Here is a 26,756-nt window from a genome sequence, read left to right on the forward strand (position 1 = left end):
GGAAGCTGGCCACGTTGGCGATGACCCTCGCCACCCTCCCGCCCGCGCATGCCGAGGCACTGCCCCGCCACGGCGCACGGCTCGAGGGGTTCGACTACCCGCATCCGGTGCGGGCCTTCGCAATCGCATCACAGGCCCAATCGCTGGAGATGGCCTATCTCGATGTCGCGCCTGCAGCGCCGAACGGCCGTACCGTCGTGCTGCTGCACGGAAAGAACTTCTGCGCCGCCACGTGGGAGTCGGCGATCACCGCATTGACGGAGGCCGGCTACCGCGTGATAGCACCGGACCAGATCGGCTTCTGCAAGTCGGCCAAGCCGCAGCGCTACCAGTACTCCTTCGACCAGTTGGCTGCCAACACGCATGCCCTGCTGGCGGATCTCGGCATTCGGCGCGCGGTGGTCGTGGGTCATTCGATGGGCGGCATGCTGGCCACGCGCTATGCGCTGCAGTATCCGCAGGCCACGCAGCAGCTGGTGCTGGTCAATCCGATCGGGCTGGAGGACTGGAAGGCCGACGGCGTGCCGTGGCGGAGCATCGATGCCTGGTACGCGCGCGAGCTGAAAACCTCGTTCGACACCATCCGCGACTACCAGCGCACGGTGTACTACGGCGGCGAGTGGAAGCCGGAGTACGAACGCTGGGTACGGATGCTGGGTGGCATGTACGCAGGCGACGGCCGCGACGCGGTGGCATGGAGCCAGGCGCTGACATCGGACATGGTGTTCAATCAGCCTGTCGTCCACGAATTTCCGCGGATCACCGTACCGACCACCCTCTTCATCGGCCAGAAGGACCGCACCGCTATCGGCAAGGATCTGGCATCCCCCGAACTGGCGAAACGGCTGGGCGACTATCCTGCGCTGGGCAAGCGGGCAGCCGCTGCGATCCCCGGCGCGACGCTGGTCGAGTTCGACGACCTGGGGCACTCGCCGCAGGTGGAAGCCCCGGCGCGCTTCAACACGGCGTTGCTGGACGCCCTGACGCCATGACGCGCCCGGAAGGGACTGCTACGCCGCCTGCGAGATCGCCAGTACGTCGTCCAGCAGCGCGGCCGCGGTGACGTCCGCGCCGGCGCCCGGGCCCTGCACCACCAGCGGCTGTTCGGGGTAGCGGTCGCTGTAGATCGCCACGCGATTGTCGGTGCCGCTACCGCCGCACAGCGGATGATCGACCGGCAGTGCCTGCAGGCCGACGCTGGCGCGTTCGGCATCGAAGCGGCCGAGGAAGCGCAGGCGCGCGCCATTCCGGTAGGCGTCCTTGAAACGCGTTGCCAGCGGTGCATCCAGTTGGACGAGCGCCGCGTCCAGTTCCGCCAGCGGCAGCGCGGCGAGCTCCGCCGGCACCAGCGAATCCACCCGCACGTCTTCGGCCTGCAACGGGAAGCCCGCCGCACGCGCCAGGATCAGCAGCTTGCGGCGCACGTCCTCGCCGGACAGGTCCAGGCGCGGGTCGGGCTCGGTGAAACCGGCCTGTCGCGCCTGGCGGACGAAGCCGGAGAACGCGCGCATGCCGTCGTACTGGTTGAACAGCCACGCCAGCGAACCGGACAGCACGCCTTCGACGCGATGGATGCGGTCGCCGCCAGCCACCAGCGCGCGCAGGCTGCGCAGCAGCGGCAGTCCCGCGCCGACGGTGGCGGCATCGCCGTACTGCGCGCCGGAATCCGCTCGTGCACGCGCGATGGCCTGTGCGCGCGGCAGCGAGCTGCCGCTTCCCAGCTTGTTGGCGGTCACCACATGCACGCCCCGCGACAGCCATTCCGCATGCCAGTCCGCCACGGTCTCGCTTGCCGTGGCATCCACCACGATGTCGCCGGCACGCAGAGCTTCGCCCTCCGCCCACGGTGGCAGGTCGTCAGCGCGGGCGACGGCCTGGTTGGCATCATCCAGTGCCTGTCGCACGGACACGTCGCAAGGCTGCAAGGCGCGTGAATTGGCCAGCCATGCCAGCGTCGGCACATGCAACGCGCGCTCCTGCAGGCGCTGGTAACGTGCGACGAAGGCACTGCCCACCACGCCCGTCCCCAGCAGCGCCAGTTTCGGCGCGGCACGCGGCGCGGTGGCCAGCCGTACGACGGTGCTCATGCGTCGGCGAGCCTGCGTTTGGACTCGGCCACCACGGCTTCGGCGCGCGCCAGGGCGGCACCGATGTCGGCCAGCAGGTCGTCGGTGGCCTCGATGCCCACCGACAGGCGCAGCAGGCCGTCGGAGATGCCCGCCTTGGCGCGCGCTTCCGGCGTCATCGCCGCATGCGTCATCGTCGCCGGGTGCGCGACCAGGCTTTCCACACCGCCCAGCGATTCGGCCAGGGTGAAGTAGCGCAGGCCCTCGACGAAGGCGCGCACGGCTTCTTCGCCGCCGTCGAGTTCGACGCTCAGCATGGCGCCGAAACCCTTCTGCTGGCGCGCCGCCACCGCATGACCGGGATGCGACACAAGCCCGGGGAAGTAGACCTTGGATACCACCGGATGCCCATCCAGCAGCGCAGCGATGGCATCGGCATTCTCCTGGTGCACGCGCAGGCGGGCATCCAGCGTGCGCAGGCCGCGCAGGGTCAGGAAGCTGTCGAACGGCGAGCCGGTCAGGCCCAGTGCATTCGCCCACCAGACCAGCTGCTGGTGGGTTTCCGCATCGCGCGCTACCACCGCGCCACCGACCACGTCGCTGTGGCCATTGATGTACTTGGTGGTGGAATGCAGCACGACATCGGCACCGAACGCGATCGGCGTCTGCAGTGCTGGCGAGAGGAAGGTGTTGTCCACCACCGTACGCGCGCCGGCCTTGTGCGCGGCCTCGATGACGAAGCGCAGGTCGGTGATGCGCAGCAACGGATTGGACGGGGTCTCGATCAGCACCAGCTTGGGCGACTGCGCCAGCGCATCGGCCAGCGAGCGCGGATCGGTCAGGTCGGCGGTGATCAGTTCGAAGTGGCCTTTCTTCGCCAACGCGTTGAACAGGCGCCAGCTGCCGCCGTACGCGTCATGCGGCACCACCAGGCGGTCGCCCGGCTCAAGCAGCGCGTTGAGCACCAGCGTGATCGCCCCCATGCCGGTAGCGGTGATGACGGCGCCCGCACCACCTTCCAGTTCGGCCAGTGCCTCGGCCAGCAAATCACGCGTGGGATTGCCGCTGCGCGTGTAGTCGTATTCGCGCTTCTGCGCGAAGCCGGCGAAGCTGAAGTTGGACGACAGCACGATGGGCGGCGTGACGGCGCCATAGGCGGTATCGCGGTCGATGCCGGCGCGCACGGCGGCGGTGGCGGGACGACACGCGGTGTCGGCGTCGGTGGGGATGAAGCTGCTCATGCGAGGTCTCCGGCGGCGCGCAGGGCCGAGGTGAGGATGGAATCGATGCGGTCGGTTTCTTTCAGGAAGGCGTCGTGGCCATAGGGCGAGCGCAACACGCGCAACTGGCCCAGCGTGCCCAGGCCTTCCACCAGCGACACGGAATCGGACAGCGGCACCAGGCGATCGCCTTCCACCGCGACCACCAGCGTGGGCACGCGGACATCGGCGGGATCGACGCGGTGCAGGTCGATGGACTCGGACAGGCGTACGTAGGCGGTGACCGGCGTGCGTGCGACGTACTGCGCGCCGGCAGCATCCAGGTAGTCTTCGGCGGCCACGCGCACGCGGCCGTTGACGATCTCGGGCGCGCTGTCGAAGCGCTCGCCGAATTCCTCCGGCGTGCGGTAGCTGAGCATGGCGAACTGGCGTGCCAGCGAAAGGCCCTGCGCATCGGCGCACTGCAACTGGCCCAGCGTCACCGCACGCCGCTGCAGGGCGCGCCAGGCGGCCGCATACGGATGCGCGCGATGGGCGCCACTGACGGCGATCAGCTTCTTCACGCGTTCGGGATGGCGGGTGGCGAACTGCAGGCCGACCAGCGCACCGTACGAGTAACCGACGAAGGCCTCCAGACGCGCGATGCCCAGTGCGCCCAGCAGCTTGGCGATTGCATCGGCCTGGTCAGCGGAGTCGATCGGGGCATCGAGGCGGCCGTCGGCGCCGATGAAGTCGAATGCGAGCAGCTGGCGCTGCGCCGGATCCAGCGCGCGGCCGGCGCCAACCAGGTCGTTCAACCAGCCGCTTTCGGGGAATACGTCGCTGGCGGTCAGGTGACGATGCGCGGAGATGCCACCGGCGATGAAGACCACCGGTGCGCCCACCGGTCCCTGCAGCTCGTAGCGCAGCGTCACCGCACGGGTGCCGGCGTGGCGCATGGCCAGTTCCACCACCACTTCGCCGCGCAGGGCGCGGGGCGCGTCGTCCTGCGTGGAAGACAGCGGGAGGCCCTCGAGCGACGAAGGCTCGGCAAGGCGATGGAGCGAAGGACTGACGAAACTCATGGCGGCATCCGGTGGGCGTGATCCCTTGCGGGACGGGACTGCACCACCGAGCTTCGCGGAGCTCGCGTTCGCCGTGCTGAGGACACGGTACGAACCATCTTCCGGCAGACGCTGAGGTCCCCGCAGGATTTGGCACCTACACGGCGCTTGCGCGTCGCTGGCTGCCCCGGCTTCTTCGGGCCTGTCCCTCTGCCGGTCTCGATGGTGAGGCTACTCTGCCGCCGGTTTCCGCCTATGTCAATCGCTTTATTCGGATGAAGCGATGAAATTTGACGCCGGTCTCCCTGCCGGCCGCCACAGCGATAACGCATAATTCACAACATGACCCGGAATTGCCTCTTGGGCGGTCTCTGCGCGGCGCTGCTGGCCGCCTGCTCCACCGCCCCCCTGCACACCTCCACTCCGCCCGCGCCTCCGCCCAGGACCGCAGCCGACGCCACCATTGCGGAAGCCTGGGTCTCCGACCCGGTCGCCGGCGACGAACTCGATTCGCTGGTGGCATGGCCCGCGGAGGACGGCCAGGTCTGGCTGATCGCCACGGCCAAGGCCACCCACCACCTCGCCATCTACGACGCGGACACCGGCCAGCGCCTGCGCACGGTCGGTACGTCCGGAAGTGCAGTGGGCCAGTTCAACCGCCCCAACGGCATCGCGGTGTTCGGCGACCTGCTGTTCGTGGCCGAACGCGACAATCACCGGGTGCAGGCGTTCCGGCTGCCGGAGTTCGCGCCGCTGGGCGCGTTCGGGGCTGACGCGCTGCGCGCGCCGTACGGTCTGTGGGTGCACGAAACCGCGCCGGGCGAACTGGAGTTGTTCGTCACCGACAGCTTCATGGCCGATTTCCGCACCATGAAGCTGCCCCCGATGGAAGAACTGTCCGGGCGCGTGAAGCGGTTCCAGGTACGCGTGGAAGACGGTGGCAAGCTGGAGGCCAGCTTGGTGGGCGAGTTCGGCGACACGGGTGCGGCGGGTGCGCTGCGCATGGTGGAGTCGATCGCCGGCGATCCGGTGCACCAGCGCCTGCTGGTGGCCGAAGAGGACCGCCGCGTGGGCTCCACGCTGCGCGACTACACCCTGTCCGGGCGCTACAACGGCCACAGCCTGCCGGTGTTCGACGCCGATGCCGAAGGCATCGCGCTGTGGGCATGCAGCGCCGAGGACGGGTACTGGGTGGCGGTGGACCAGCTGACCCCGACCCGCTTCCGCGTGTTCGACCGCACCACGCTGGCGCCCCGCGGCGTGTTTTCCGGGCAGGTGACGGCCAATACCGACGGCGAGACGGTCTACGCGATGCCGACCAGGCGGTTCCCGGCCGGCGCGCTGTTCGCGCTGCACAACGACGTATCACTGGCCGCCTTCGACCTGCGCGACATCGCCCGCGCACTCGACCTGCAGGGCGACTGCCCACGGTGAGCGCACGCGTACTGGCCCTGGCCTGCGGCGTCGCCGTGCTGGTTGCCAGCATCGGCGCCGTCCACGCGGCCCGCCTGTACCGCTGGAAGGACAAGCAGGGCTATACGCAGTACGGCGACCAGCCCCCGCCGCCCGACCAGTTGGCGGACAGCAGCCTGGACGTCATGCGGTTCCGCAATCCGCCCAGTGCGCTGGTGCGTCTGCGGCTGGAGAAACAGGGCCTGCGCTACCAAGCCTGGGCCGACAACCTGATGCATGGGCCGGTGGAAGTGCAGCTCGGCTTCCGTCGCCAGCGCGACGTACGCAGCGTGCCGGCCTTGCCCGCCCGCGCCGTGGTCCCGGCGCGCAGCAGCGTGCTGGTGGCCGACATCGGGGTGACGGACCCGCTGCGGGGCGGCGACTTCGAACTGACCCTGGACGGCATGCCCGGCGATCCGGACAGCCGCCCGCAGGACTACGAGTACCGCTTGCCGTTCGACTACGGACGCGTGCGCGTGGACCAGGGGCCCGGTGGCCGGTTCAGCCACAGCGACGCGCAGAACCTGCACGCGGTCGATTTTGCCGTTCCCGAGGGCACCCGGATCGTGGCGGCCCGCGAAGGGCTGGTGATGCAGGTGGAATCGGATTTCGACAAGGCAGGGCTGAACCGCGAGAAGTACGGCGGGCGCGCCAATTTCATCCGTATCCTGCATTCCGACGGCAGCATGGCGCTGTACGCACACCTCAAGGCGGAAGGCGCACAGGTGCGCGTGGGCCAGTACGTGCGCAAGGGCCAGTACATCGGACTGTCGGGCAATACGGGGTTCTCCACCGCACCGCACCTGCATTTCGTGGTGCAGGCCAACCGTGGCATGCGGCTGGAATCGGTGCCGTTCCGCATGTTCGGCCCCCTGGGACGACTGCAGTTCCCGGCCAGCCGTTGAGCCGGCGCCGACGATCCATCCCCCGCGCCCCGCTATAATCGCGCCCCTCCCCGCTTCCTCTGCGCCCGTCCGGGCGCCCGCCCCATGTCCGATCCGAAAAGCGCAGTGGCCTCCGAAGCGGCGCGCCGCCGTACCTTCGCCATCATTTCCCACCCCGACGCCGGCAAGACCACGCTGACCGAAAAGCTGCTGCTGTTCGGCGGCGCGATCCAGATGGCCGGCTCGGTCAAGGGCCGCAAGGCCGCGCGCCACGCGACCTCGGACTGGATGGCGCTGGAAAAAGAGCGCGGCATCTCGGTCACCTCATCGGTGATGCAGTTCCCGTACGAGGGCAAGATCGTCAACCTGCTGGATACGCCGGGCCACGCCGACTTCGGCGAGGACACCTACCGCGTGCTCACCGCGGTCGACAGCGCGTTGATGGTGATCGACGTGGCCAAGGGCGTGGAGGAACGCACGATCAAGCTGATGGAAGTCTGCCGCCTGCGCGACACGCCCATCATGACCTTCATCAACAAGCTGGACCGCGAAGGCAAGGACCCCATCGACCTGCTGGACGAGGTTGAAAGCGTGCTCGGTATCCAGTGCGCGCCCGTCACCTGGCCGATCGGCATGGGACAGCGCCTGAAGGGCGTGGTGCACCTGATCACCGGCGAAGTGCACCTGTACGAGCCCGGCCGCAACTTCACCCGCCAGGATTCGACAATTTTCCCCTCGCTGGATGCGCCCGGTCTGGCGGAGAAGATCGGCGAAGAAATGCTGGCGCAACTGCGCGACGAACTGGAACTGGTGCAGGGCGCCAGCCATCCCTTCGACAAGCAGGCCTACCTGGACGGCAAGCAGACGCCGGTTTTCTTCGGCTCGGGCGTCAACAACTTCGGCGTGCAGCCGCTGCTGGACTTCTTCATCGAACACGCGCCGTCGCCGCAGCCGCGCGAGACCACCGGCCGCGAGGTGCAGCCGGAGGAGAACAAGCTCACCGGCTTCGTCTTCAAGATCCAGGCCAACATGGACCCGCAGCACCGCGACCGCGTGGCGTTCATGCGTGTGTGCTCCGGCCGCTTCGAGGCGGGCATGAAGACCTTCCACGTGCGTACCGGCAAGGAAATGAAGCTGGCCAATGCATTGACCTTCATGGCCAGCGACCGCGAGATCGCCGCCGAGGCCTACCCCGGCGACGTGATCGGCATCCACAACCACGGCACCATCTCCATCGGCGACACATTCAGCGAAGGCGAAGCGATCAGCTTCACCGGCATCCCCAACTTCGCACCGGAACTGTTCCGCCGCGCGCGCCTGCGCGACCCGCTCAAGCTCAAGCAGTTGCAGAAGGGCCTGGCGCAGCTGAGCGAAGAAGGCGCCACCCAGTTCTTCCGCCCACTGATGAGCAACGACCTGATCCTGGGCGCGGTGGGCGTGCTGCAGTTCGATGTGGTCGCGTACCGCCTGAAGGACGAATACGGCGTGGATGCGTCGTTCGAGAACGTCAGCGTGGCCACGGCGCGCTGGATCCGCTGCGACAACGCGAAGAAGCTCGAAGAGTTCCGCGACAAGAACGCCATGAACCTGGCCCTGGACGCGGCGGGCCAGCTGGTCTACCTGGCGCCGACGCGGGTCAACCTGCAACTGGCGCAGGAACGCGCGCCCGACGTGGCGTTCCTGGCGACGCGCGAGCACGCCCACAGCGTGGACCTGGGCTGACCAGCGGCGGGAAGCCGGTGCGGCATGCCGTTGAGGGCTCCAGGCCAAGCCGGAGCCCCTTCATCCACCGACCATGAGCGCCATGTCCATGCATCAGGTGCTGCATTGCGGTAACGTTGGCGCATGTCTGATTCCTCCCCTCTCGAGACCCTGCGCGCCCGCAAGCGGGCGGATCACCTGATCGATATCCGCGACGAGATCGCGAGCGCCCTGACGCACGGACTGGGTGCCGTCGCCGCACTTGCGGGTGGGGCAGTGCTGATCACGCTGGCGGCCATCCACGGCGACGGCTGGCAGCTGGGCGCCTCCATCGTGTTCGGCGTGACGCTGCTCCTGCTCTACACGGCCTCCACGCTGTATCACGCCATCCAGCACCCGGTGGCGAAGGGACGGCTGAAGGTCTTCGATCACTGCGCGATCTACCTGCTCATCGCGGGCACCTACACCCCGTTCACCCTGATCGGGTTGCGCGGACCATGGGGCTGGGGACTGTTCACGGCCATCTGGACGCTCGCCCTCGCCGGGGTGATCTTCAAGCTCTTCTACACCGGCCGCTTCAAGCTGCTCTCCACGATCATCTACATCGCGATGGGATGGCTGGTGGTCGTGGCGGTCAAGCCGCTGCTGACCTCCGTCGACCCGTGGACGCTGGGATGGATGCTGGCTGGCGGCCTGTTCTATACCTTGGGCACCTTCTTCTATCACCGCGAATCGATCCGCTATTCGCATGCCATCTGGCATCTTTTCGTCATCGCGGGCAGCGTCTGCCACTTCGTGGCGGTCACCCAGCAGGTGCTGACGCCGCGCCTGGCACCCTGAACCGGCCCTCGACGTTCGTGTCCCGCACATGAACCGGCGGGTACGCACTTCGCAATGCATGAACACGCGGCACAGGACGATGGGGCCATGGACGAAGCGCCCTCCCCACGCAGCCGTTTCGCTCTACGCGCGTTGACGCGCACCCGCGCGCTGGTGCTGGGCGCGCTGGCCGCGTGCCTGGTGGTGCTGGCGCTGCTCTTCCAGTGGAACTGGCTTCGCGGCCCCATCGAACGCATCGTCACGTGGCAGACCGGGCGCAGCTTCGAGATCGCGGGCGATCTGGACGTGGACCTCGGGCGGGTGACGACGCTCCGCGCGAACACCCTGAGCTTCGGCAATGCGCCCTGGTCGAAGGTCCCTGTGATGGCCGCCGCAGACCGCGCCGAACTCAGCGTGGAAATCTGGCCGCTCCTGTTAAAACGGGAAACACGCATCACGGACATCCGGCTGACGAAGCCGCACCTCCGGCTTGAAACCGGGCCCGACCGCAAGGGCAACTGGGTGTTCGGCGACCGCGATGGCGAAAGCCGTATCGTCTACCGGGCGCTCTGGATCGACAACGGACGCCTGCTGTTTCTCGACCCGGCACGCAGGACGGACGTGGACGTCCGGCTGGCAAGCACGCCGGGCGCGACGCCTGCGGATTCGCCCCCGGTCGACATCGAAGGCAAGGGCCGGTGGTCCGGAAACCGGTTCACCCTCGCCGGCCAGGTGGCCTCGCCTCTGGCACTGCGGGAGACCGACAAGCCTTACCGTATCGATCTCCGCGCTACTGCAGGCGCTACCCGGGCGCACGCACGCGGGACACTGCTGGATCCGTTCCGCCTGCGCGACTTCGACCTCAAGCTCATGCTCGCGGGGCAGAACCTGGAAGACCTGTTCCCGCTGATCGGCGTGGCCACGCCACCCACACCGCCCTATCGCCTCGATGGCCGCTTCACCCGCGACGGCAACACCTGGAACTACGATGGATTCACCGGCGTCGTCGGCGACAGCGACCTGGGTGGCTCCGCCAGCGTGACGGTCGGCCGCGATCGCCCTCTCCTGAAGGCAAACCTCGCATCGAAACGGCTCGACTTCGACGATCTCGCGGGTTTCGTGGGTGCCCCGCCACAGACCGGTGGCAGCGAAGCCGCCAACGCCCAACAACGTGCCGAGGCCGCCGCCCTGGCCGCCGACGCCCGGATGCTGCCCAACACGCCGTACAACCTGGCGAAGCTGCGCGCGATGGATGCCGACGTGCGATGGAAGGCCCACCGCATCAATGCCCCCGGCCTGCCCCTCGATGACATGGATGCCCACCTGCTGCTCGAAGGTGGCCTGTTGCGCCTGGAGCCGCTGAACTTCGGTGTCGCGCAGGGCGACATCCGTTCGCAGATCCGAATGGATGCGCGCAGCAGCCCGATCCGCACCCAGGCCCGCATCGCGGCGCGCGGACTCGACCTGGGAGAACTGTTCCCGCAGGCCGAACTGACGAAGTCCGCCATCGGGCGCATCGGCGGCGATATCTCGCTGACAGGCACCGGTAATTCGATCGCCGCCATCCTCGGCAGCTCCAGCGGCGACGTCGCCATCGGCATGGGACGTGGCCAGATCAGCAATCTGCTGATGGAACTGGCCGGCCTCGATATCGCCGAGGCGTTGAAGTTCCTGGTGACGAAAGACCGCACCGTGCCCGTCCGCTGCGCATTCGGCGACTTCACCGTCAAGGGCGGCGTGATGCAGGCACGCGCGCTCGCGTTCGACACCACCGACACGCTCATCGTCGGCAAGGGCCAGATCAGCCTGAAGGACGAGACGCTGGACCTGGAACTGCGTCCAAGGCCGAAGGACCGCAGCATCCTGGCGCTGCGCTCGCCGCTGGTGGTGGGTGGCACGTTCAAGGACCCGTCGTTCCGTCCCGACTTCAAGCGACTCGGCCTGCGCGGCGCCACCGCGCTCGCATTGGGCAGCATTGCACCGCCGGCCGCCCTGCTGGCGACGATCGAAGTGGGTCCCGGTGAAGACAGTGGCTGCGGCGGGCAGTACGCGAAGTAGTAGTCGCGTCGGCCTCAGCTGGCGATGTAGCGCTGCAACTGGTCCAGTTCGACCTGCTGGTCCTCGATCACGGCCTTGACCAGGTCACCGATGGAAATCACGCCGACGATCGCCTCGCCTTCCACCACCGGCAGATGACGGATGCGATGCTCGGTGACGATCTGCATGCAGTGGTCGACACTGTCGTCGGGACGCACCGTCACTACCCTGGCCGTCATGATGTCGCGCACCGGCGTGTTGGATGAAGACCGTCCCTGCAACACCACCTTGCGCGCATAGTCGCGCTCGGACACGATGCCGCAGAGTCGCGCGCCCTGCATGGCGAGCACCGCGCCCACGCCCTTCTCCGCCATCAGCTTGATGGCATCGAGGACGGAGGCATCGGGAGAAACCGAAAAGACTTCAGGGGTCTTGGACCCCAGCAACTGACGAACCGTGCGCATGGCGATCTCCGGAATGGGGAGCGGGTCGATCTGGCACGGGCAAGGATACTCCTGCCGCCGCCGGTTGCCACGCGTCGACCAGGTACAGCGGACGCTGCTTGGATTCCTCGTACAGACGGCCCAGGTATTCGCCGATCAGTCCCAGCGCCACCAGCTGCGTGCCGCCGAGGAACAGGATGACCACCATCATGGTCGGCCAGCCCGCGACCGGATCCCCGAACAGGAACGCCTTGGTCACGATGTAGATGGCGAACGCGAACGCCAGCAGTGCCGTGAGCACGCCGATGTACGTCGCAACCCTCAACGGCGCGGTGGTGAAACTGGTGATGCCCTCCAGCGCGAAGTTCCACAGCTTCCAGAAACCGAAGCTGCTGCTGCCGGCCACCCGTGCTTCGCGATGGTAGGGCACTGCCACCTGGTTGAATCCGACCCAGCCGAACAGCCCCTTCATGAAACGGTGCCGTTCCCGCAGTTCGCGCAATGCGGCAAGCGCACGCGGCGAGAGCAGGCGGAAGTCGCCGGTGTCGGCGGGGATGGGTGTCTTCGACAAGCGGCCGATCACGCGGTAGAACGCATGCGCCGTGGCGCGCTTCAGCCAGCCCTCGCCATCACGTGCGATCCGCGTGCCGTGCACGTTGTCGTAACCGGCCTGCCACTGGCGCACGAATTCGCCAATCAGCTCCGGAGGGTCCTGGCCATCGGCATCCAGGATCAGCGCCGCACCGGTTTCCACGCGATCCAATCCCGCCGTCAGCGCCGCTTCCTTGCCGAAGTTGCGTGAAAGCCGCAGCACCGAGACCCGGGAATCCGCTGCGGCCAGGGCGCGCAGCACCGGCCATGTGGCATCCCGGCTGCCGTCGTCCACGTACAGCACGCGCCCCCGCACCTCCGGCATCGCATCCAGGGCCGCCACGATGCGCGGATGCAGCAGCGGCAGCGACAACGCTTCGTTATAGGCAGCCACCACCACGGTGACCTGCCACGTGGCCACGCCGCTCACCGCAACGTCTCCAGATAGGCCGTCCCGCCAATCTGGCCGACCTGCCGCTGGATGCGTCGTGCCTGGCGCTGCACGTAGGGGCCGGGTTTCTGCGCGCTGTAGCGGCGCGGTGCCGGGAGCACTGCGGCCAGGCGGGCGCTTTCGGCGGGCGTCAGGCGCGCCGCATCCTTGCCCCAGTAGCTTCGTGCCGCAGCCTGGCCGCCGTACACGCCATCACCGAATTCCGCGACGTTCGCGTAGACCTCGAGGATGCGATGCTTCGGCCACAGGATTTCGATCAACACCGTGTACCAGGCCTCCAGCCCCTTCCGCGCCCAACGGGTGGCGGCATGACGGCCTTGCCACAGGAACAGGTTCTTGGCGACCTGCTGGCTGATGGTGCTGGCGCCACGCAGTCGCGTCACCGGCCGGCCGCGCTTTTCGGCACGCTCGACCATCTTGCGGTTGTGCGCGCGGGCCTTCTCGATGGCGGCTAGGTCGAACCCCCGATGGACGGCGAAGTTCTGGTCTTCCGCCGCCACCATCGACACCGGCAGGCTGGGGGCGATGCGCTCCATGTCACGCCAGTCGTAGGCAATGCGGAAGCCCCATTCCCCCTGTCCCCAGGCTTCGAACATCCGGGCCGCCATGAACGCGGTGAACGGCGGATCGACGAACCTCAGCACCGCGACCTGCAGAATGCTGGCAGCCGCAAACAGGAACGGCAGCGCGAGCAGCCAGCGGAACCAACGACGCGGACGCCGCGCCTTGGCGGCCGTCGGCACATTCATCGGGCCATCCCGAGCTTGAGGATGGTCATGGTTGCCCCCATCGTGGCGTTTCCCTTGGCGGATTCGTACGGCGCATTATGCCGAGACGCTCCGCCCGACCGCACTTCCCCTGTATGGATCTCCCGTGACCGCCGACACCACCGCCGATACCCTGACCCGATTCCTGCTCCCCGCTGCCGGCGTCCGTGGCGTGGCCGTGCGCCTGGACGATGCATGGCAGGCCGTGGCCGGACAGGATGCATATCCGCCGGCCGCCCGCGAGCTGCTGGGTGAAGCCAGCGCCGCGGCGGTGCTGTTCACCGGCCACACCAAGGTGGATGGGCGGTTGTCCATCCAACTCCGCAGCAGCGGCGCCCTGCGTACCCTGTTCGCGGAGTGCACGGCGGCTGGCACCGTACGCGGCATCGTCCAGATGCCGGAAGAACAGGATGCCCCGCGCGATCTGCGCGACCTGGGCGACGACGCGCTGCTCGCCATCACCATCGAGAATCCCGGACTGGATCCCCGCGAACCCCAGCGCTACCAGAGCCTGGTCGGGCTTCAGGCCAGCCGCCTGGCAGAAGCCTTCGAGGACTACTTCCGCCAGTCCGAACAACTGCCTACCCGACTGCTGCTGTCCGCTGACGGCGAGCGCGCCTGCGGCCTGATGCTTCAGAAGCTGCCGGGTGACGAGGGCGACGTCGACGGCTGGAACCGGGCGGGCGCCCTCTTCGATACCCTCGGTGAAGCCGAACTGCTGGCGGTCCCCACCCGGGACCTGCTGCACCGCCTGTTCCACGAGGAAGCCCCGCAAATACTGACCGAACGCCCAGTTCGGTTCGGATGCTCTTGTTCGCGCGAACGGGTTGAGAGCATGCTGCAGTCGTTGGGGGAGGAGGAGGCGACGGCCGCACTGGCCGACGGGGCGGCTGAAGTCCGTTGCGAGTTCTGTGGGCAACAGTATCGATTCACGCCCTCGGAGATCGCGGAACTTTTCAGTTCGCACCCGGTCGAAGTCGAGGCACCGCACCGCCTGCAGTAGTCCGGTCATCAGCCGGACGCCCCGGGGACTTGTTAAAGAAACATAAACGGCATAGCATCGGTTCCCCTTCGGGAGGGGAACTCCAGGTCGTCCTAGGAGTCTGAAGCGAGCCATGAATCTGCGTAGCCTGTCACTGTCGCTTGCCCTGCTGCTCGCCTCCGGCGTGGCAGTGGACGCACATGCGCAGAAGAACACGCGCAAGCCGGCCGCCGATGCCCAAGCCACTGCCCTGCCCATCTGGAACAACGATGGCAAGGTCGAGGCCGTCCTGTTGCTGGAACCCACGGGCCAGGCGGAGGCCGGTGCCCGCTGGCGCATGGGCCGCAATTCACTCACCACGGCATTCGGGCTTGAAAGCGGCGATGCGCTTGGGCTGGTCTGCAATCGCAAGGCCGGGGTGGTTGGCAACATCGGCAACCTGGCGAGCCACTGCATGCTGGCGACCCTGGAAGACGAGGACGAGGCAACGTCCAGCCAGCGCATCAGCGCGTCTGCCGTCCTCAGCCGCCCGGGCGGCAAGCTCGGTCTTTCGGCCGGCACCGGCCGCGACACGCTGCCGGCATGGCTGTCGTCCGGCCGTGGCACGGGTCGGGTCGAACAGAACGATCTGGCCGTGTTCGGGCAGAAGAACATCGGTCGCGAGGGCTTCGTCTCCATCGGTGGCGCAGTCGCCAAGGCCACCTTGGTACCGGCTTCCGACCTGCCGGCGTTCGCGGAGCGGTGGAACAGCCGCAGCCTCACCGTCGGCGGCGGCTACGGCCCCTTCAGCGCAAACATCATCGGCCGCGTCATCGACGTGCCTGGCCAGCCTGGCAAGTTCGAGGGCCTGGGCCTGGGCCTGACCTGGCGTACCCCGTGGAGCGGACAGCTCACCGTGGGTGCCGAGAACGTCATCACCCGCGGCAAGAATCCGTTCTCGTTGACCAACGACAACGCCGACGAAGGCACCGTGCCTTACGTCCGGTACGAGCAGGACCTCTAGTCCGCCACTACCTTCTGCGGCTCGCCTCATTCGGGGGCGTATGGCCCTGTGCTTGCGTATGCACAACCCCGATTCGCCCCTCTCCAGCACCATACGGGCACGCGTGGCGGCTGAATTGTGTGCGCCATCTCACAAAAACGTAACAAAACTTACGTCTCTCCCCTCTCAATCTTCACGCGGGTTTAATTCCCGTTAAAAGCCGACTAGTATCCGGTCACCCCCTCGTTTCGTGGTCACCCTTTTGACCGCCTCGAGGGACACCTTGGGATACCCCTTACGGGAGAGAGAGAGAAATGAACTGCAAAACCACGAAGCTTCGTGACGCGATTTCGTTCGCGCTCGCGGTCGGTGCTGTGTCGGCCACGGGCGTGGGCGCTGCCTTCGCTCAGGAAGCCAGCAGCGATCAAACCACGACCCTCAATCGCATCGAGGTGACGGGTTCGCGCATCAAGCGCACCGATATCGAAACAGCAGCGCCGATCACCACGATCACCCGTGCGGACATCGAAGCGGCGGGCGAACTGTCGGTCTCCGACTTCCTGCGCAACAACGTCTACAACTCGTTCGGCTCCACGCGCGAATCTTCGGGCTCGGCCACGGGTTCGCAGGCCACCATCAACCTGCGCGGCCTGGGCTCGGCCTACACGCTGGTCCTGATCGATGGCCGTCGCATGACCAACTCCGGCGCCCTGTCCGGCGGCGCGGCCAACATCAACATGATCCCGACCTCTGCGGTCGAGCGCATCGAGATCCTGCGCGAAGGCGCCGGCGCCGTGTACGGTTCCGACGCGATCGGCGGCGTGGTCAACATCATCCTGCGCAAGGATTATGAGGGCATGAACGTCACCGCCAGCTACGAGACTTCGTCCGAAGCCGGCCCTGATGGCAACACCCTCAGCGTCTCGGGTGGCATCTCGTCCGACCGCGGCAACGTCACTTTCGTGCTGGACCACCAGCAGCGCGACATGATGTTCAACCGTGACATCCGCGACAAGATTCCCGCCGCCCTGTGGACCGCGGGCCTTAGCCCGTACAACTCCTCGGCCACCTTCCTGGGTAGCGCCGGCCTGCAGAGCGTTGCCAACTGCGACCAGTTCGAGAACAGCATCCGCATCAGTCCGACCCGCTGTGCTTTCGATCACGGTGCCACCTCGGCCAACGAATCGTCGCTGCGTCGCAATGCCCTGTTCGTCAACGGCAACTACAACCTGACCGAGTCCACGCAGTTCTTCTTCCGTGCACTGAATTCGGAGACCCGCAGCTTGGGCGTCTACGCTTCGGCGCCAGTGGACAATGGCGGTCGTGGTCCGGGTCTGCTGCCGACCATTTCGGCCACCAACCCGTTCAACCCCTTCGGCCAATCGGGCACGATCTACTATCGTTTCACTCCGCTGGGCACGCGCGACTCGATCCGCCAGGACAAGCAACGCGAGTACATGGTCGGCCTGAATGGCAGCAATGAATGGTTCGGCGGCGCCGACTGGGAAGTCAGCCTGGGCCACGGCCTCAACTCGCAGAACAGCATCAACTACAACTACGGCATCGGCAGCACGCTGCAGCAGTTGATCGACTCGGGTTCGTTCAACCCCTTCGATCCGACCCATGCTAGCGTGGCCGCCAACGCCGGCCGTATCGGCCACACCGTGTTCGTGGAATCGCAGATGCGTTCGGTCACGGGCGATGGCCATATCAGCTTCGACCTGTTCGAGATGCCGGCCGGCGCGGTGGGCTTCGTGACGGGCTTCGAGTACCGCGATGACCGCTTCACCCAGACCTACGATGCCCAGAGTGCGGCACGCAATGTGTTCGGCTCTGCGGGTGCGGGCGGCGAAGGTGAGCGGGCCTACTATGCAGCGTATTTTGAAGCGCTGTTCCCGATCTTCGAGTCCCTGGACGTGACCCTGGCAGGCCGTTACGACAGCTACAACGACCTGGGCAGCAAGTTCTCCCCGCGCGTGTCGCTGGAATTCCGTCCGCTGGACGAACTGCTGTTCCGTGGCAGCTGGGGCAAGGGTTTCCGCGCGCCCACGCTGGTTGACATGTACGGCGACAGCTCCAGCACCAACCTGAACAGCCCGCCTGTCAACACGCTCAGCCCGCCGCATGCCGGCGGTGACGAACTGGCGTGCGCCGCACTGACAGCGGTCCGTGCCACCCCCGGCAATGCTGCTTACCAGCCCTATCCGGTGAATCCCTGCACCTCGTCGGGTCAGTACACCTGGCTGGTTTCGTCCAACCCGAACCTGACCCCCGAAGAATCCACCAACTGGGGCCTCGGCGTGGTGTGGAGTCCGACCGCCGACCTGTCGTTCGCGCTGGACTACTACGACGTTGAACTGGAGAACGTGATCGGCACCGTGCCGCGCGCACTGGCCTTCCGCAACGGCGATGCCGGTGTGCCGGGCTACGGCGTCACCCGTGGCGCTTCGATCATTGCACCCAATGGCGCCGTATTGCCGGGCGCTCCGAACCTGATCCTGCTGCCGACCGACAACGGCGCGCTGCAGACGGCCCGGGGCCTGGACTTCGAGGGCAGCTGGCGCTTCCAGACCGACAGCTTCGGTACGTTCAACACCAAGTTGGCCTGGTCGCATCAGCTCGAGTACGACTTCACCCCGATCGCGGCAGGCACCATCGAACGCGCCGGCACGGCAACGTTCCCGGAAGATCGTGGACAACTGGCCCTCAACTGGACCGGCGGCATCTACAACTTCGGCGTGATCACCAACTACATCGGATCGAGCTCCAACGGCACCGCAGCAACAACGCTGCCGTCGTGGACCACGTTCGATGTGCAGGCCGGCGTGAGCCTGCCGTGGAAGGCGAAGATCTCGGTCGGTGCGCGCAACGTCACCAACAAGGACGCGCCCATCAACAACGCGCTGTTCGGCTTCCCGTTCTACAGCAACACCCTGTACAACATGTACGGCCGCATGATGTACATGAAGTACGAGCAGAACTTCTGATCTGATCAGAGACTGTGAACCGGACCCAATCCATCGGGTCCACGCGATGCCCCCTAACGGGGGCATCGTGCTTTCCGGTCCACCCGATGCACCGGAACACCGGCATGGCATCATGAAATCCAGATATCCGAGGGCGACGGCATGACGGACAACATCATCCAGGCACAGGTTTTTCCGCTCTACGCGGTGCCGATGCTGCAATGCCAGATCGCCGACGCTTCGCGGCTCAACGCTGAACTCTCATCGTTGTTCCTTCGCCTGGAAAGCCAGGGCGACAAGCATCGCGACCCCATACGCCGCGACACCCAGTACGGCATCTTCGAGAGCCACTTTTTCCTGCACCAGCGCCCGGAGAAAGCCATCCAGGAACTTTTCGGTTTTCTGCGCGCGTCGTTGCAGACCTTCATCCAGGGCATCAACCAGCTGTCCGACGAAGACATGGCCAACATCAACCTGGACATGCATTCCTGGTTCCATGTCACGAGGAAGGGCGGGTTCCAGAGCCTGCACAACCATCCCAACGCCAGCTGGTCCGCCATCTACTGCGTCGATCCTGGCGATGCGAGCGCACCGGAAAGCGGTGCCGTGCGATTCCACGATCCCCGGACCGGTTGCGACATGTACCGCGACCCATCCATCGAACGCATGCAGACCCCTTACCGGATTGGCCCGTGGCAGCTGAACCACAAGCCCGGCCAGATGATCGCCTTCCCTTCCTACCTGCTGCACGAAGTGTTCCCCTACACCGGTGAGCGTCCCCGGATCGTCGTTGCACTGAATTCCTGGTGCCGCTGGAAGAACGTGCCTGCGCCGTGAGCCACGAACACACCATGCCGACTGGACCCGCGGCCCTCGAAAGCGATGCCTGGAGCAGGCTCTGGCGCGCCGGCGTGCTGCACTCCTGTTCCACCGCCATCGAAGGGAACTACGACGGCGAGATCGCGGCATTCTGGAATGCCCGCTTCAACGGTCTCCAAGCACGGCAGCGGGTGGTGGACATCGGCACCGGCAACGGCGCATTGCCCCTGCTTGCAAAGCGGCATGCCGCGCAGCGTGGCATCGACTTCGATATCCATGGTGTGGATGCGGCGGATATCGACCCTCCGCGCTGGGCATCCGGTACGACGTCATTCGACGGGATCACCTTCCATGCCCGCACGCGCATGGAGGATCTGCCCTTCGAAGCGGGCAGTGTCGCGCTCGTCACGTCCCAATACGCCTTTGAATATTCACGCACGCGAGAACCTGCGCTGCAGGAGATTTTCCGGATCATCGGGCACGCGGGCACCGCGGCGTTCCTGCTGCATAGCTCGGACTCGCTGATTTCCATGACGCTGCACCAGCAACATGAAGCGTGCGCCCTCTTGTTCGACGAAACCCGGATCCTCGACCTGGCGCACCAGTGGGTCTCGAGCCTGGCGGGGCCGCCGGCTTCGAGCCAAGGCACCGCGCAGATCCAGCAGACCTTCCAGTCGGCGTCCACCCGACTTGTCGTCGCCGCCTCGGCGCTTCCCGAGGCGGCGATCCTGCGCAAGGCATTCCACTACCTGCACGCCACGCTGGAACAGGCGCAAGGTTCGCCATGGCACGCGCTGCAATATCTTGCGAATGCACGCGATGACCTGGAAAACGAACGCACGCGACTGCAACACCTGGCCGGCGCCATCATGGACCTGCGGGAACTCGAGGGCCTGCATCAACAGTGCATTGAGGCAGGTTACGCATCATCCATCCTGCGCCCCCTCGACCAGGCCGCTGGCAGCCGCATGGGCTGGACCCTCGTCGTCTCGCCATGACGGACGCCGAGCAAGCGCGCCGTTCACACGCGGCCGGTGATGCCGTCACCGCAGGCATCCATTACGAACGGGCCCTCGTGGCGGATCCTGCGAATGCCGCACTCCTGTTCGACTACGCGCTCCTGCTCATGCAGACGGGGCGAACCCAGGATGCGGCGAAGATACTGACGGATGTCAGGCGCCTCGCCCCCGGCGACACCCAGGTGCTGCTCGCGCTGGCCGCGTGCCTGCGCGAGGGCGGCACCGTCGAAGACGCGATGCAGGCGGCGGACGAAGCCACGCGGCGTTTGCCACATGACGCGATGGCCTGGATGCTGAAGGGAAGCATCGACGTCCGGGCGGGCGAGTATCCGCGCGCGGAGATGTCGTTGCGGCGCGCCCTTTCGCTTGCGCCGGGATTCGGCGAAGCCTGGCATTACCTGGGGGAAAGCCTTCATCAGCAGCAACGCTGGGAAGAGGCTATCCACGCCTACACGAGAGCCTCGGCCGAACAGCCGGGAGAGATCTACAACATCGCGATGTGCGCCGAGCAGTCGGGGAACCTGGCGTTCGCACGCAGTGGATACCAGCAGGCGTGCCGCCTCTATCCCGACCGTCCGGACATCCTCCTTCGCCTGGCGCAGACCGAAGCGCGACTCTGCGAGTTCTCGAGCGAACATGAAACGCTTGAGCGGTTCCGGCGCCTGGTCGCCGATGGCATTCCACGCGAGGCCGTTCTCGAGGCGTTCCCGCTCACGTATCTCCCGTTGGAGAGCGCGTTGGTCCAGGCCGCCCTGAACCACTACATGGAGGCTGTTTCCGCGCGCACGGCTGCCCTTGTCCGACTCGCGCCCGCAGCCCCGGAACCCATTCCAGCCGGCGGCAGGATCCGGATCGGCTATCTCTCCGCAGACCTGGGCATGCACGCGGTGGGGCAACTGGTAGACGATGTGTTCCGCCTCCATGATCGGGAGCGATTCGAGGTCTTCGTCTATTCCCTCCGCCGGCACGATGATGCGGTGGCATCGCGGATCCGCGAGAGCAGCGACATGTACGTAGAGTGCGGGGATCTGGGCGTCGCTGGCGTCGTCGAGCGTATCCGGCAGGACGGCATCCACGTCCTGATCGATCTGAACGGACCTACCACGGGCGCACGCCTGGAAATCCTGGCATCCCGTCCCGCAGCCCTGCAACTCGGCTGGCTTGGCTTCCTTCATGCCCAGCAGGCGCCCTGGCTGGACGCCATCCTGCTCGATGAACATGTACAACCGTCAACGCAGGCTTGGCCCTTCGACGACCGTGTCGTCCGCCTTCCGGTAAGCGTCTTCCCTCCTCCCCCGCGGGTTGGCGGTCGCAGACAGCGCGAACGTTTCGGCCTGCCGGCGGAGGGAAGCCCGGTTCTTGCCAGCTTCAACAACAGCTACAAGCTGGACGCAGCGCTGGTGGCGGCATGGCTCGAGATCATGAGGCTGGCGCCGCGGGCCACGCTGATGGTGTATCTGCCTCCTGCGGCCCGGCCGGGCTTTCTCAGGCAATGGAGCGCCATCGGAGGTGATCCATCCAGGCTCATGGTGGTCGACGCCCTTGCACCGGAAGAGCAGGCCGACCGGGCGGCGAGCTGCGACCTGATGCTCGACGCCTTCCGCTATCAAGGTGGCGCCACCACACTCGATGCGGTCGCCAGCGGACTGCCAGTACTCTGCCGCGCCGGGCAGACCCCACCCTCACGCCTTGGTGTCAGTGTCAACCGGGCCCTCGGGCTGGAAGAACTCGTGGTGGCGGATACCACCGAATATGTGGAGCGGGCCGTCTGGCTCGCGAACCATCCCGACGAACTGGAAGCGCTGCGCCATCGCGTCGCGACGGCCGTGCGGGAAGGCGTCCTGTTCGACGCAAGGCGCTCGGCAGCGGGAATAGAAGCGACCTGCGAGCGGATGCTCCGGGAGAAAGGCATCCTCGCCTGACGGACCATTCCCTCCGTTCGGCAGGGTCCAACCGGTAACCACGAGATGACGAACGAACATTCCTCTATCGAAGAACTGATTTCGCGGGCGCGCGCGGCGTTGCAACAGGGCCAGACCGGTGAAGCGATCCGGCTTTACCGCCTGTGCCTGGAAGCGGGGGCTCCCGTTGCCAGCGAACTGGCCGGCGTGCACTACCAGGTGGGCAACCTTGCCGCCGCGCGGGAGGTGCTGGATCGCGCCATCGCGCAGGCACCGGGACACGATGACTGGTACTTCCAGCGCGGTCTGGTCCTCATGGGATTGAGCGAGCCGGCACAGGCCTGCGCGGATTTCGACCACTTCATTTCGGCGTCGCCCGGCTTCGCGCCGGCCTACTTCCAGCGTGCGCTGGCCCACCTCGGCCTGCACCGGCTCGGCGAGGCCCTGGACGATTTCCGGCACGCCACGCAGCTACAACCCGACATGGTGGATGCCTGGGTCAACATGGGCATCCTGCTGCTGCGGAAGGGCGATGCGGCCGACGCCATCCACGCACTGCGCGCCGCGGAACTACGTTCGCCCGGACAACCGGCGATCCTGCACGCGCTGGCCAGCGCCTACGATGGCGCGGGAGATGTTCCGTCTGCGCTGCAGCTCTATTCGCGGCTCGAACCCGCAACGTCGTCCAATCCCGAGTTCCTGACCAACCACGCCCTGTGTCTTCTGCGGGGACGCCAGCCCGACGCGGCCTACCGGCGATTCGAGCGCGCACTCGCGCTGGCACCGGGAGACCAGACCGCCCTGGCAGGCCTGTACATCGCAGCCAACGAGCTTGGCCGCCACGACGAGGTGGATGCGCTGATGGACTTCGCCGCATTGCTCGGCGTGACGACACTCGACACCCTTCCCAAGACCGCACGGGACGGATTGCGCGTGGCCGTCGAATCCCATCCCGAGCTCAACTGGGAGCCGGCCGGCCGTTCAACGGTGCGCGGCCAGCAGAGCATCATGCTCGACCTGACGGAAGGGTCTCCCTTCCATGCGCTTGGCGAGGCGGTGTCCGAAGGGGTTACCCGCCAGATGGCGGCACTGGCCGCCAATCCCGGGCTGGCAACGCATCCCTGGCGGCTTGCCATGCCCCGGCGCTGGCGCTTGCAGATGTGGGCCACCGTTCTGCACGAAGGAGGCCACCAGACGCCCCATATCCATCCGGCCGGCTGGATGAGTGGCGTCTTCTATCTGGATGCGGGCCAGCCCACGGCGACGGACAGTGGTGCCATCGTGTTCGGGCATCCGCAGCCCGAGTTTGCCCGGAGCGCGCCTCCCCGCAGCCTCCAGCACGTTCCCCGCACGGGTGAAGTGCTGCTTTTCCCTTCGTACTTCTTCCACCACACCATCCCCTACAGTGGCCCCACCGCGCGCATCAGCCTGGCGTTCGACGTCATCCCCACCTGATCCCCGTCGAATCTGGGGCTTTCACCCATTCATCACGCGCATGAATAGAGGGAAATGGAAATTTCTCCCGCCCGGGCCCGCCAAAGCGCCTTAACGACTCTTTAATTCTCCCGGCCGCGCGTCTATGATCGGGTCACCCCAGCATTTTGGTAGCCGTATTTGGCTTGCCAGCCGGGTATCCCTAGGGCGTAACAGACCTCATCTGGAGAGAGAATGAACTTCAAGACCACCAAGCTGCGCGAAGCCATCGGCTTCGTCCTCGCAGTGGGTGCGACCAGCGCTGCCGGCACCGGCCTCGCGTTCGCACAGGAATCCACCACCGAAGGCGCCAAGACCCTGGACGCCATCCAGGTCACCGGTTCGCGCGTTGCCCGCGTTGAAACCGAGACCGCCAGCCCGGTCGTGATCATCGACCGCGCCGCCATCGAACAGACCGGCAAGCTGACGCTGGGCGACCTGATCCAGGAATTGCCCGCCGTTTCCGGCGCCGCCACCAACCCGCAGGTCAACAATGGCGGTGGCGACGGCTCGTCCACCGTGGAACTGCGCGGTCTGGGTTCCGAGCGCACCCTGCTGCTGGTCAACGGTCGCCGCATCGTCAACAACGACCTCAACTCCATTCCGTCCTCGGCCGTCGAGCGCATCGAAGTGCTGATGAGCGGCGCCTCGGCCGTGTACGGCTCCGATGCCGTCGCAGGCGTGGTCAACTTCATCCTGCGCCGCGATTTCGAAGGCCTGACCGCATCGGTCGACTTCGGCATGACCCCCAGCCACCAGGACGGCCAGCGCAGCGGCGGTTCGGTGACCTTCGGCCAGGTGGGCGAGAAGGGCAACATCATCGCCGGCCTGAACTACAACAAGTTCGATGGCATCTCTTCGGCTGACCGTGATTTCTCGAAGGATGCGACCTACCTGTACAGCGGTGCGGTCTCCATCGCCGGTTCGAGCCGCGCTCCGCGTGGTCGCATCTTCTTCCCGGAAGGCAGCCCGCTGATCGCACAGTACGGCTGCGACAACGTCACCCGCATCCCCGGTGCTGCCGGCGACACCACCGACGATTACCGCTGCTACACGGGCTCGACCGACTCGTACAACTACCAGGCCACCAACCTGATCATGACGCCGCAGGAGCGCACCAATGCGTTCTTCCTGGCGAACTACCAGATCACGGACAACCTGAACGCATTTGCCGAGGTCTACCACAACAAGACGTCGTCGAACTTCGCGATCGCCGCGCTGCCGTTCGACACCTCGTCCGACGGCGTCGTCATCTCCGCCGACAACTACTACAACCCGTTCGGTGTGAACTTCGGGCCGGTCAGCGCCACCGATGACAACCTGTTCCTGACGCGCTTCACTTCGCTGGGCCAGCGTCGCTCCTACTACGACACCACCACCTCGCAGGTCGTCGCAGGCCTGGAAGGCTTCGTCGGCGAAACCTGGAAGTGGGACGCCGCGTTCAACTATGGCCACTACCTGAGCGAGAACACCAGCTACGGCTACGTGTACTACGCGGGCCTGGCCGATGCACTGGGTCCGTCGTTCCTGGACACCGACGGCGTGGTCAAGTGCGGCGCCCCGGGTGCCATCATCGCCGGCTGCACGCCGCTGAACATCTTCAACATCGATGACCCGCAGACCATCGCGACGCTGAGCCAGTACGAAGCACGTCCGTACTACTCGACCATGCGCCAGAACCGCAGCTTCGAAGCCAACGCGAGTGGCGAGTTGTTCAACCTGCCGGCCGGCGCCGTGCAGCTGGCCTTCGGTGCTTCGTGGCGCGAGGAATACCAGCGCAGCGAAGTCGACTACATCGCCATCGCCAACGAGGAAGGTCGCTGCTTCATCTCGCAGGAAGCCTGTAGCTCGGCACTGTCCGGCAAGTTCGATGTTTCCGAAGTGTACGGCGAACTGTACGTCCCGATCCTTTCGGAGATGCCGTTCGCGCACCTGCTGTCGGTCAGCATCGGTAGCCGCTACTCCGACTACAGCACCTTCGGCGACACCACCAACAGCAAGCTGCAGGTGGAATGGCGTCCGATCGAGAACCTGCTGTTCCGCGGCACGGTGGCCGAAGTCTTCCGTGCGCCGCGCATCCAGGATCTGTACGCCGGTCCGCAGGGCGACTCTCCGCAGCTGGACGACCCCTGCCAGGGCTACGGCGCCACCGGCGCACCGCGCAACCACGAGAACGCGTGTGGTGCGGGTGCCGGCGCGACCAACATCCCCACCACCGGTATCGGTGCTGCCCCGACGTCCCAGACCAACGGCGTGTGGTCCGGCTCCGTGGCCGCCGGCTTCGACCTGCAGCCGGAAGAAGGCAAGTCGTTCTCCTGGGGCGCGGTCTACGATCCGGAGTTCCTGCCGGGCTTCTCGGTCAGCCTGGACTACTGGCGCCTCTACCTCAACGAGACCATCACCCGCGCTGACGCGCAGACCGTGGTGAACACCTGCTTCAGCAACGACAGCCACCCGTTCTGCGACTTCATCAATCGCCGTGCCAACGGACAGGTCGACTTCATCCGCGAGCCGATCGTGAACCTTGGCCGCCTGGACACGAAGGGCTGGGACCTGGCGCTGCGTTACCGCCTGCCCGACACCGCATGGGGCAGCTGGGTGCTCGGCATGGACGCGACGTACATCGCGCAGTACGACAATGACGTGAACCCGCTGGATGACACCGATACGGTCGTGAGCCTCGCCGGTACGTACAACAAGTCGTACGGCAACTACTCGCGCGTCCGCGCCCGTACCTTCGTCAACTGGCAGAAGGGTGACTTCGGCGTTTCCTGGCGCACGCGTTACGTCAGCGGCTTCGAGATCGCCAGTGCGGACGGCGGTTGCAGCGCCGCCAGCCCCGAGTACTGCTACTCGGTGGACTTCGACGACTACCTGACCCACGCCATCAGCGCCAGCTACAACCTGCCGTGGTGGAACTCCAAGGTCGAGGTCGGCCTCGACAACGTGTTCGACAAGCAGCCGCAGATGATGTACCAGAACAACGTGCTCAATGCGAACACCGACGTCAACACGTTCGATACGGTCGGCCGCTACCTGTGGGCCCGCTATACGATGAACTTCTGAGTCTAGATTGCACTTTCGTGTACTTGAGCCGCGCGGTGTCCCCGCGCGGCTTTTTCTTTCCCGGTTTGCGATAC

General features: G+C 66.2%; 20 protein-coding genes and 1 riboswitch. Of the genes, 14 read left to right on the top strand and 6 right to left on the bottom strand.

Annotated features, from left to right (window positions below; translation table 11 throughout):
• The first annotated feature begins 20 nt into the window (after positions 1-20).
• Positions 21-992, top strand: coding sequence for an alpha/beta fold hydrolase (locus ACIPRS_RS04710; protein ID WP_446538006.1), 972 nt, complete (start codon positions 21-23; stop codon positions 990-992).
• 18 nt (positions 993-1,010) lie between these two features.
• Here the strand turns inward: ACIPRS_RS04710 and ACIPRS_RS04715 are convergent, their stop codons facing one another.
• Genes ACIPRS_RS04715 through metX form a run of 3 tightly spaced genes read right to left on the bottom strand, consistent with a single transcriptional unit; the run spans position 1,011 to position 4,350 of the window.
• Positions 1,011-2,087, bottom strand: a complete 1,077-nt coding sequence (locus ACIPRS_RS04715) for a homoserine dehydrogenase (RefSeq protein ID WP_446537679.1) — start codon at positions 2,085-2,087, stop codon at positions 1,011-1,013.
• The gene (locus ACIPRS_RS04720) at positions 2,084-3,307 is read right to left on the bottom strand and encodes an O-succinylhomoserine (thiol)-lyase (protein ID WP_446537680.1); all 1,224 of its coding nucleotides are present in this window, start codon (positions 3,305-3,307) and stop codon (positions 2,084-2,086) included. The genes ACIPRS_RS04715 and ACIPRS_RS04720 overlap by 4 nt, the downstream gene beginning before the upstream one ends.
• Positions 3,304-4,350, bottom strand: a complete 1,047-nt coding sequence (gene metX / locus ACIPRS_RS04725) for a homoserine O-succinyltransferase MetX (RefSeq protein ID WP_446537681.1) — start codon at positions 4,348-4,350, stop codon at positions 3,304-3,306. The genes ACIPRS_RS04720 and metX overlap by 4 nt, the downstream gene beginning before the upstream one ends.
• 91 nt (positions 4,351-4,441) lie before the next feature.
• A riboswitch (SAM riboswitch) is annotated at positions 4,442-4,558 on the bottom strand.
• A gap of 113 nt (positions 4,559-4,671) precedes the next feature.
• Between metX and ACIPRS_RS04730 the strand changes: the two genes are divergently transcribed.
• From ACIPRS_RS04730 to ACIPRS_RS04750, 5 genes are all read left to right on the top strand, one after another.
• On the top strand, positions 4,672-5,763 hold the full coding sequence (locus ACIPRS_RS04730; RefSeq protein WP_337730500.1) for a phytase: 1,092 nt from the start codon (positions 4,672-4,674) through the stop codon (positions 5,761-5,763).
• Positions 5,760-6,686, top strand: coding sequence for a peptidoglycan DD-metalloendopeptidase family protein (locus tag ACIPRS_RS04735; protein ID WP_446537682.1), 927 nt, complete (start codon positions 5,760-5,762; stop codon positions 6,684-6,686). The genes ACIPRS_RS04730 and ACIPRS_RS04735 overlap by 4 nt, the downstream gene beginning before the upstream one ends.
• Before the next feature lie 84 nt (positions 6,687-6,770).
• Positions 6,771-8,387, top strand: coding sequence for a peptide chain release factor 3 (locus tag ACIPRS_RS04740; RefSeq protein WP_446537683.1), 1,617 nt, complete (start codon positions 6,771-6,773; stop codon positions 8,385-8,387).
• Positions 8,388-8,510: 123 nt separating this feature from the next.
• Positions 8,511-9,206 (top strand): PAQR family membrane homeostasis protein TrhA, encoded by a 696-nt coding sequence (gene trhA / locus ACIPRS_RS04745; RefSeq protein WP_337730503.1) that lies wholly within the window; start codon positions 8,511-8,513, stop codon positions 9,204-9,206.
• 87 nt (positions 9,207-9,293) lie between these two features.
• Positions 9,294-11,243, top strand: a complete 1,950-nt coding sequence (locus ACIPRS_RS04750) for an AsmA family protein (protein WP_446537684.1) — start codon at positions 9,294-9,296, stop codon at positions 11,241-11,243.
• 14 nt (positions 11,244-11,257) lie between these two features.
• On the opposite strand, the gene ACIPRS_RS04755 is transcribed toward ACIPRS_RS04750, so the two are convergent.
• From ACIPRS_RS04755 to mtgA, 3 genes are read right to left on the bottom strand one after another with little or no spacing between them, the layout of a single operon-like run.
• Complete coding sequence (locus ACIPRS_RS04755; RefSeq protein ID WP_192200322.1) at positions 11,258-11,686, bottom strand: CBS domain-containing protein; 429 nt, start codon at positions 11,684-11,686, stop codon at positions 11,258-11,260.
• Entirely contained in the window at positions 11,646-12,677 is a 1,032-nt protein-coding gene (locus ACIPRS_RS04760; RefSeq protein WP_446537685.1) for a glycosyltransferase family 2 protein, read from the bottom strand. The genes ACIPRS_RS04755 and ACIPRS_RS04760 overlap by 41 nt, the downstream gene beginning before the upstream one ends.
• Before the next feature lie 5 nt (positions 12,678-12,682).
• On the bottom strand, positions 12,683-13,456 hold the full coding sequence (mtgA, locus tag ACIPRS_RS04765) for a monofunctional biosynthetic peptidoglycan transglycosylase (protein WP_446537686.1): 774 nt from the start codon (positions 13,454-13,456) through the stop codon (positions 12,683-12,685).
• Between the two features lie 124 nt (positions 13,457-13,580).
• On the opposite strand from mtgA, the gene hslO reads away from it, so the two are divergent.
• The 8 genes from hslO (at position 13,581) to ACIPRS_RS04805 (ending at position 26,682) form a co-directional block, all read left to right on the top strand.
• Positions 13,581-14,477 (top strand): Hsp33 family molecular chaperone HslO, encoded by an 897-nt coding sequence (hslO, locus tag ACIPRS_RS04770; protein ID WP_446537687.1) that lies wholly within the window; start codon positions 13,581-13,583, stop codon positions 14,475-14,477.
• Positions 14,478-14,625: 148 nt separating this feature from the next.
• On the top strand, positions 14,626-15,459 hold the full coding sequence (locus ACIPRS_RS04775; RefSeq protein ID WP_446538007.1) for an XOO1806 family protein: 834 nt from the start codon (positions 14,626-14,628) through the stop codon (positions 15,457-15,459).
• Positions 15,460-15,752: 293 nt separating this feature from the next.
• On the top strand, positions 15,753-18,425 hold the full coding sequence (locus ACIPRS_RS04780) for a TonB-dependent receptor plug domain-containing protein (protein ID WP_446537688.1): 2,673 nt from the start codon (positions 15,753-15,755) through the stop codon (positions 18,423-18,425).
• A 141-nt stretch (positions 18,426-18,566) separates the two neighbouring features.
• The gene (locus ACIPRS_RS04785; RefSeq protein ID WP_337730509.1) at positions 18,567-19,241 is read left to right on the top strand and encodes a TIGR02466 family protein; all 675 of its coding nucleotides are present in this window, start codon (positions 18,567-18,569) and stop codon (positions 19,239-19,241) included.
• Positions 19,211-20,221, top strand: a complete 1,011-nt coding sequence (locus ACIPRS_RS04790) for a class I SAM-dependent methyltransferase (protein ID WP_446537689.1) — start codon at positions 19,211-19,213, stop codon at positions 20,219-20,221. Before ACIPRS_RS04785 ends, ACIPRS_RS04790 begins: the two co-directional genes overlap by 31 nt.
• On the top strand, positions 20,218-22,164 hold the full coding sequence (locus ACIPRS_RS04795) for an O-linked N-acetylglucosamine transferase, SPINDLY family protein (RefSeq protein ID WP_446537690.1): 1,947 nt from the start codon (positions 20,218-20,220) through the stop codon (positions 22,162-22,164). The genes ACIPRS_RS04790 and ACIPRS_RS04795 overlap by 4 nt, the downstream gene beginning before the upstream one ends.
• Positions 22,165-22,209: 45 nt before the next feature.
• Complete coding sequence (locus tag ACIPRS_RS04800) at positions 22,210-23,598, top strand: putative 2OG-Fe(II) oxygenase (protein WP_446537691.1); 1,389 nt, start codon at positions 22,210-22,212, stop codon at positions 23,596-23,598.
• A gap of 213 nt (positions 23,599-23,811) precedes the next feature.
• Positions 23,812-26,682, top strand: a complete 2,871-nt coding sequence (locus ACIPRS_RS04805) for a TonB-dependent receptor domain-containing protein (RefSeq protein ID WP_446537692.1) — start codon at positions 23,812-23,814, stop codon at positions 26,680-26,682.
• Positions 26,683-26,756: the final 74 nt, after the last annotated feature.

Source organism: Pseudoxanthomonas sp. LARHCG66 (assembly GCF_052871755.1).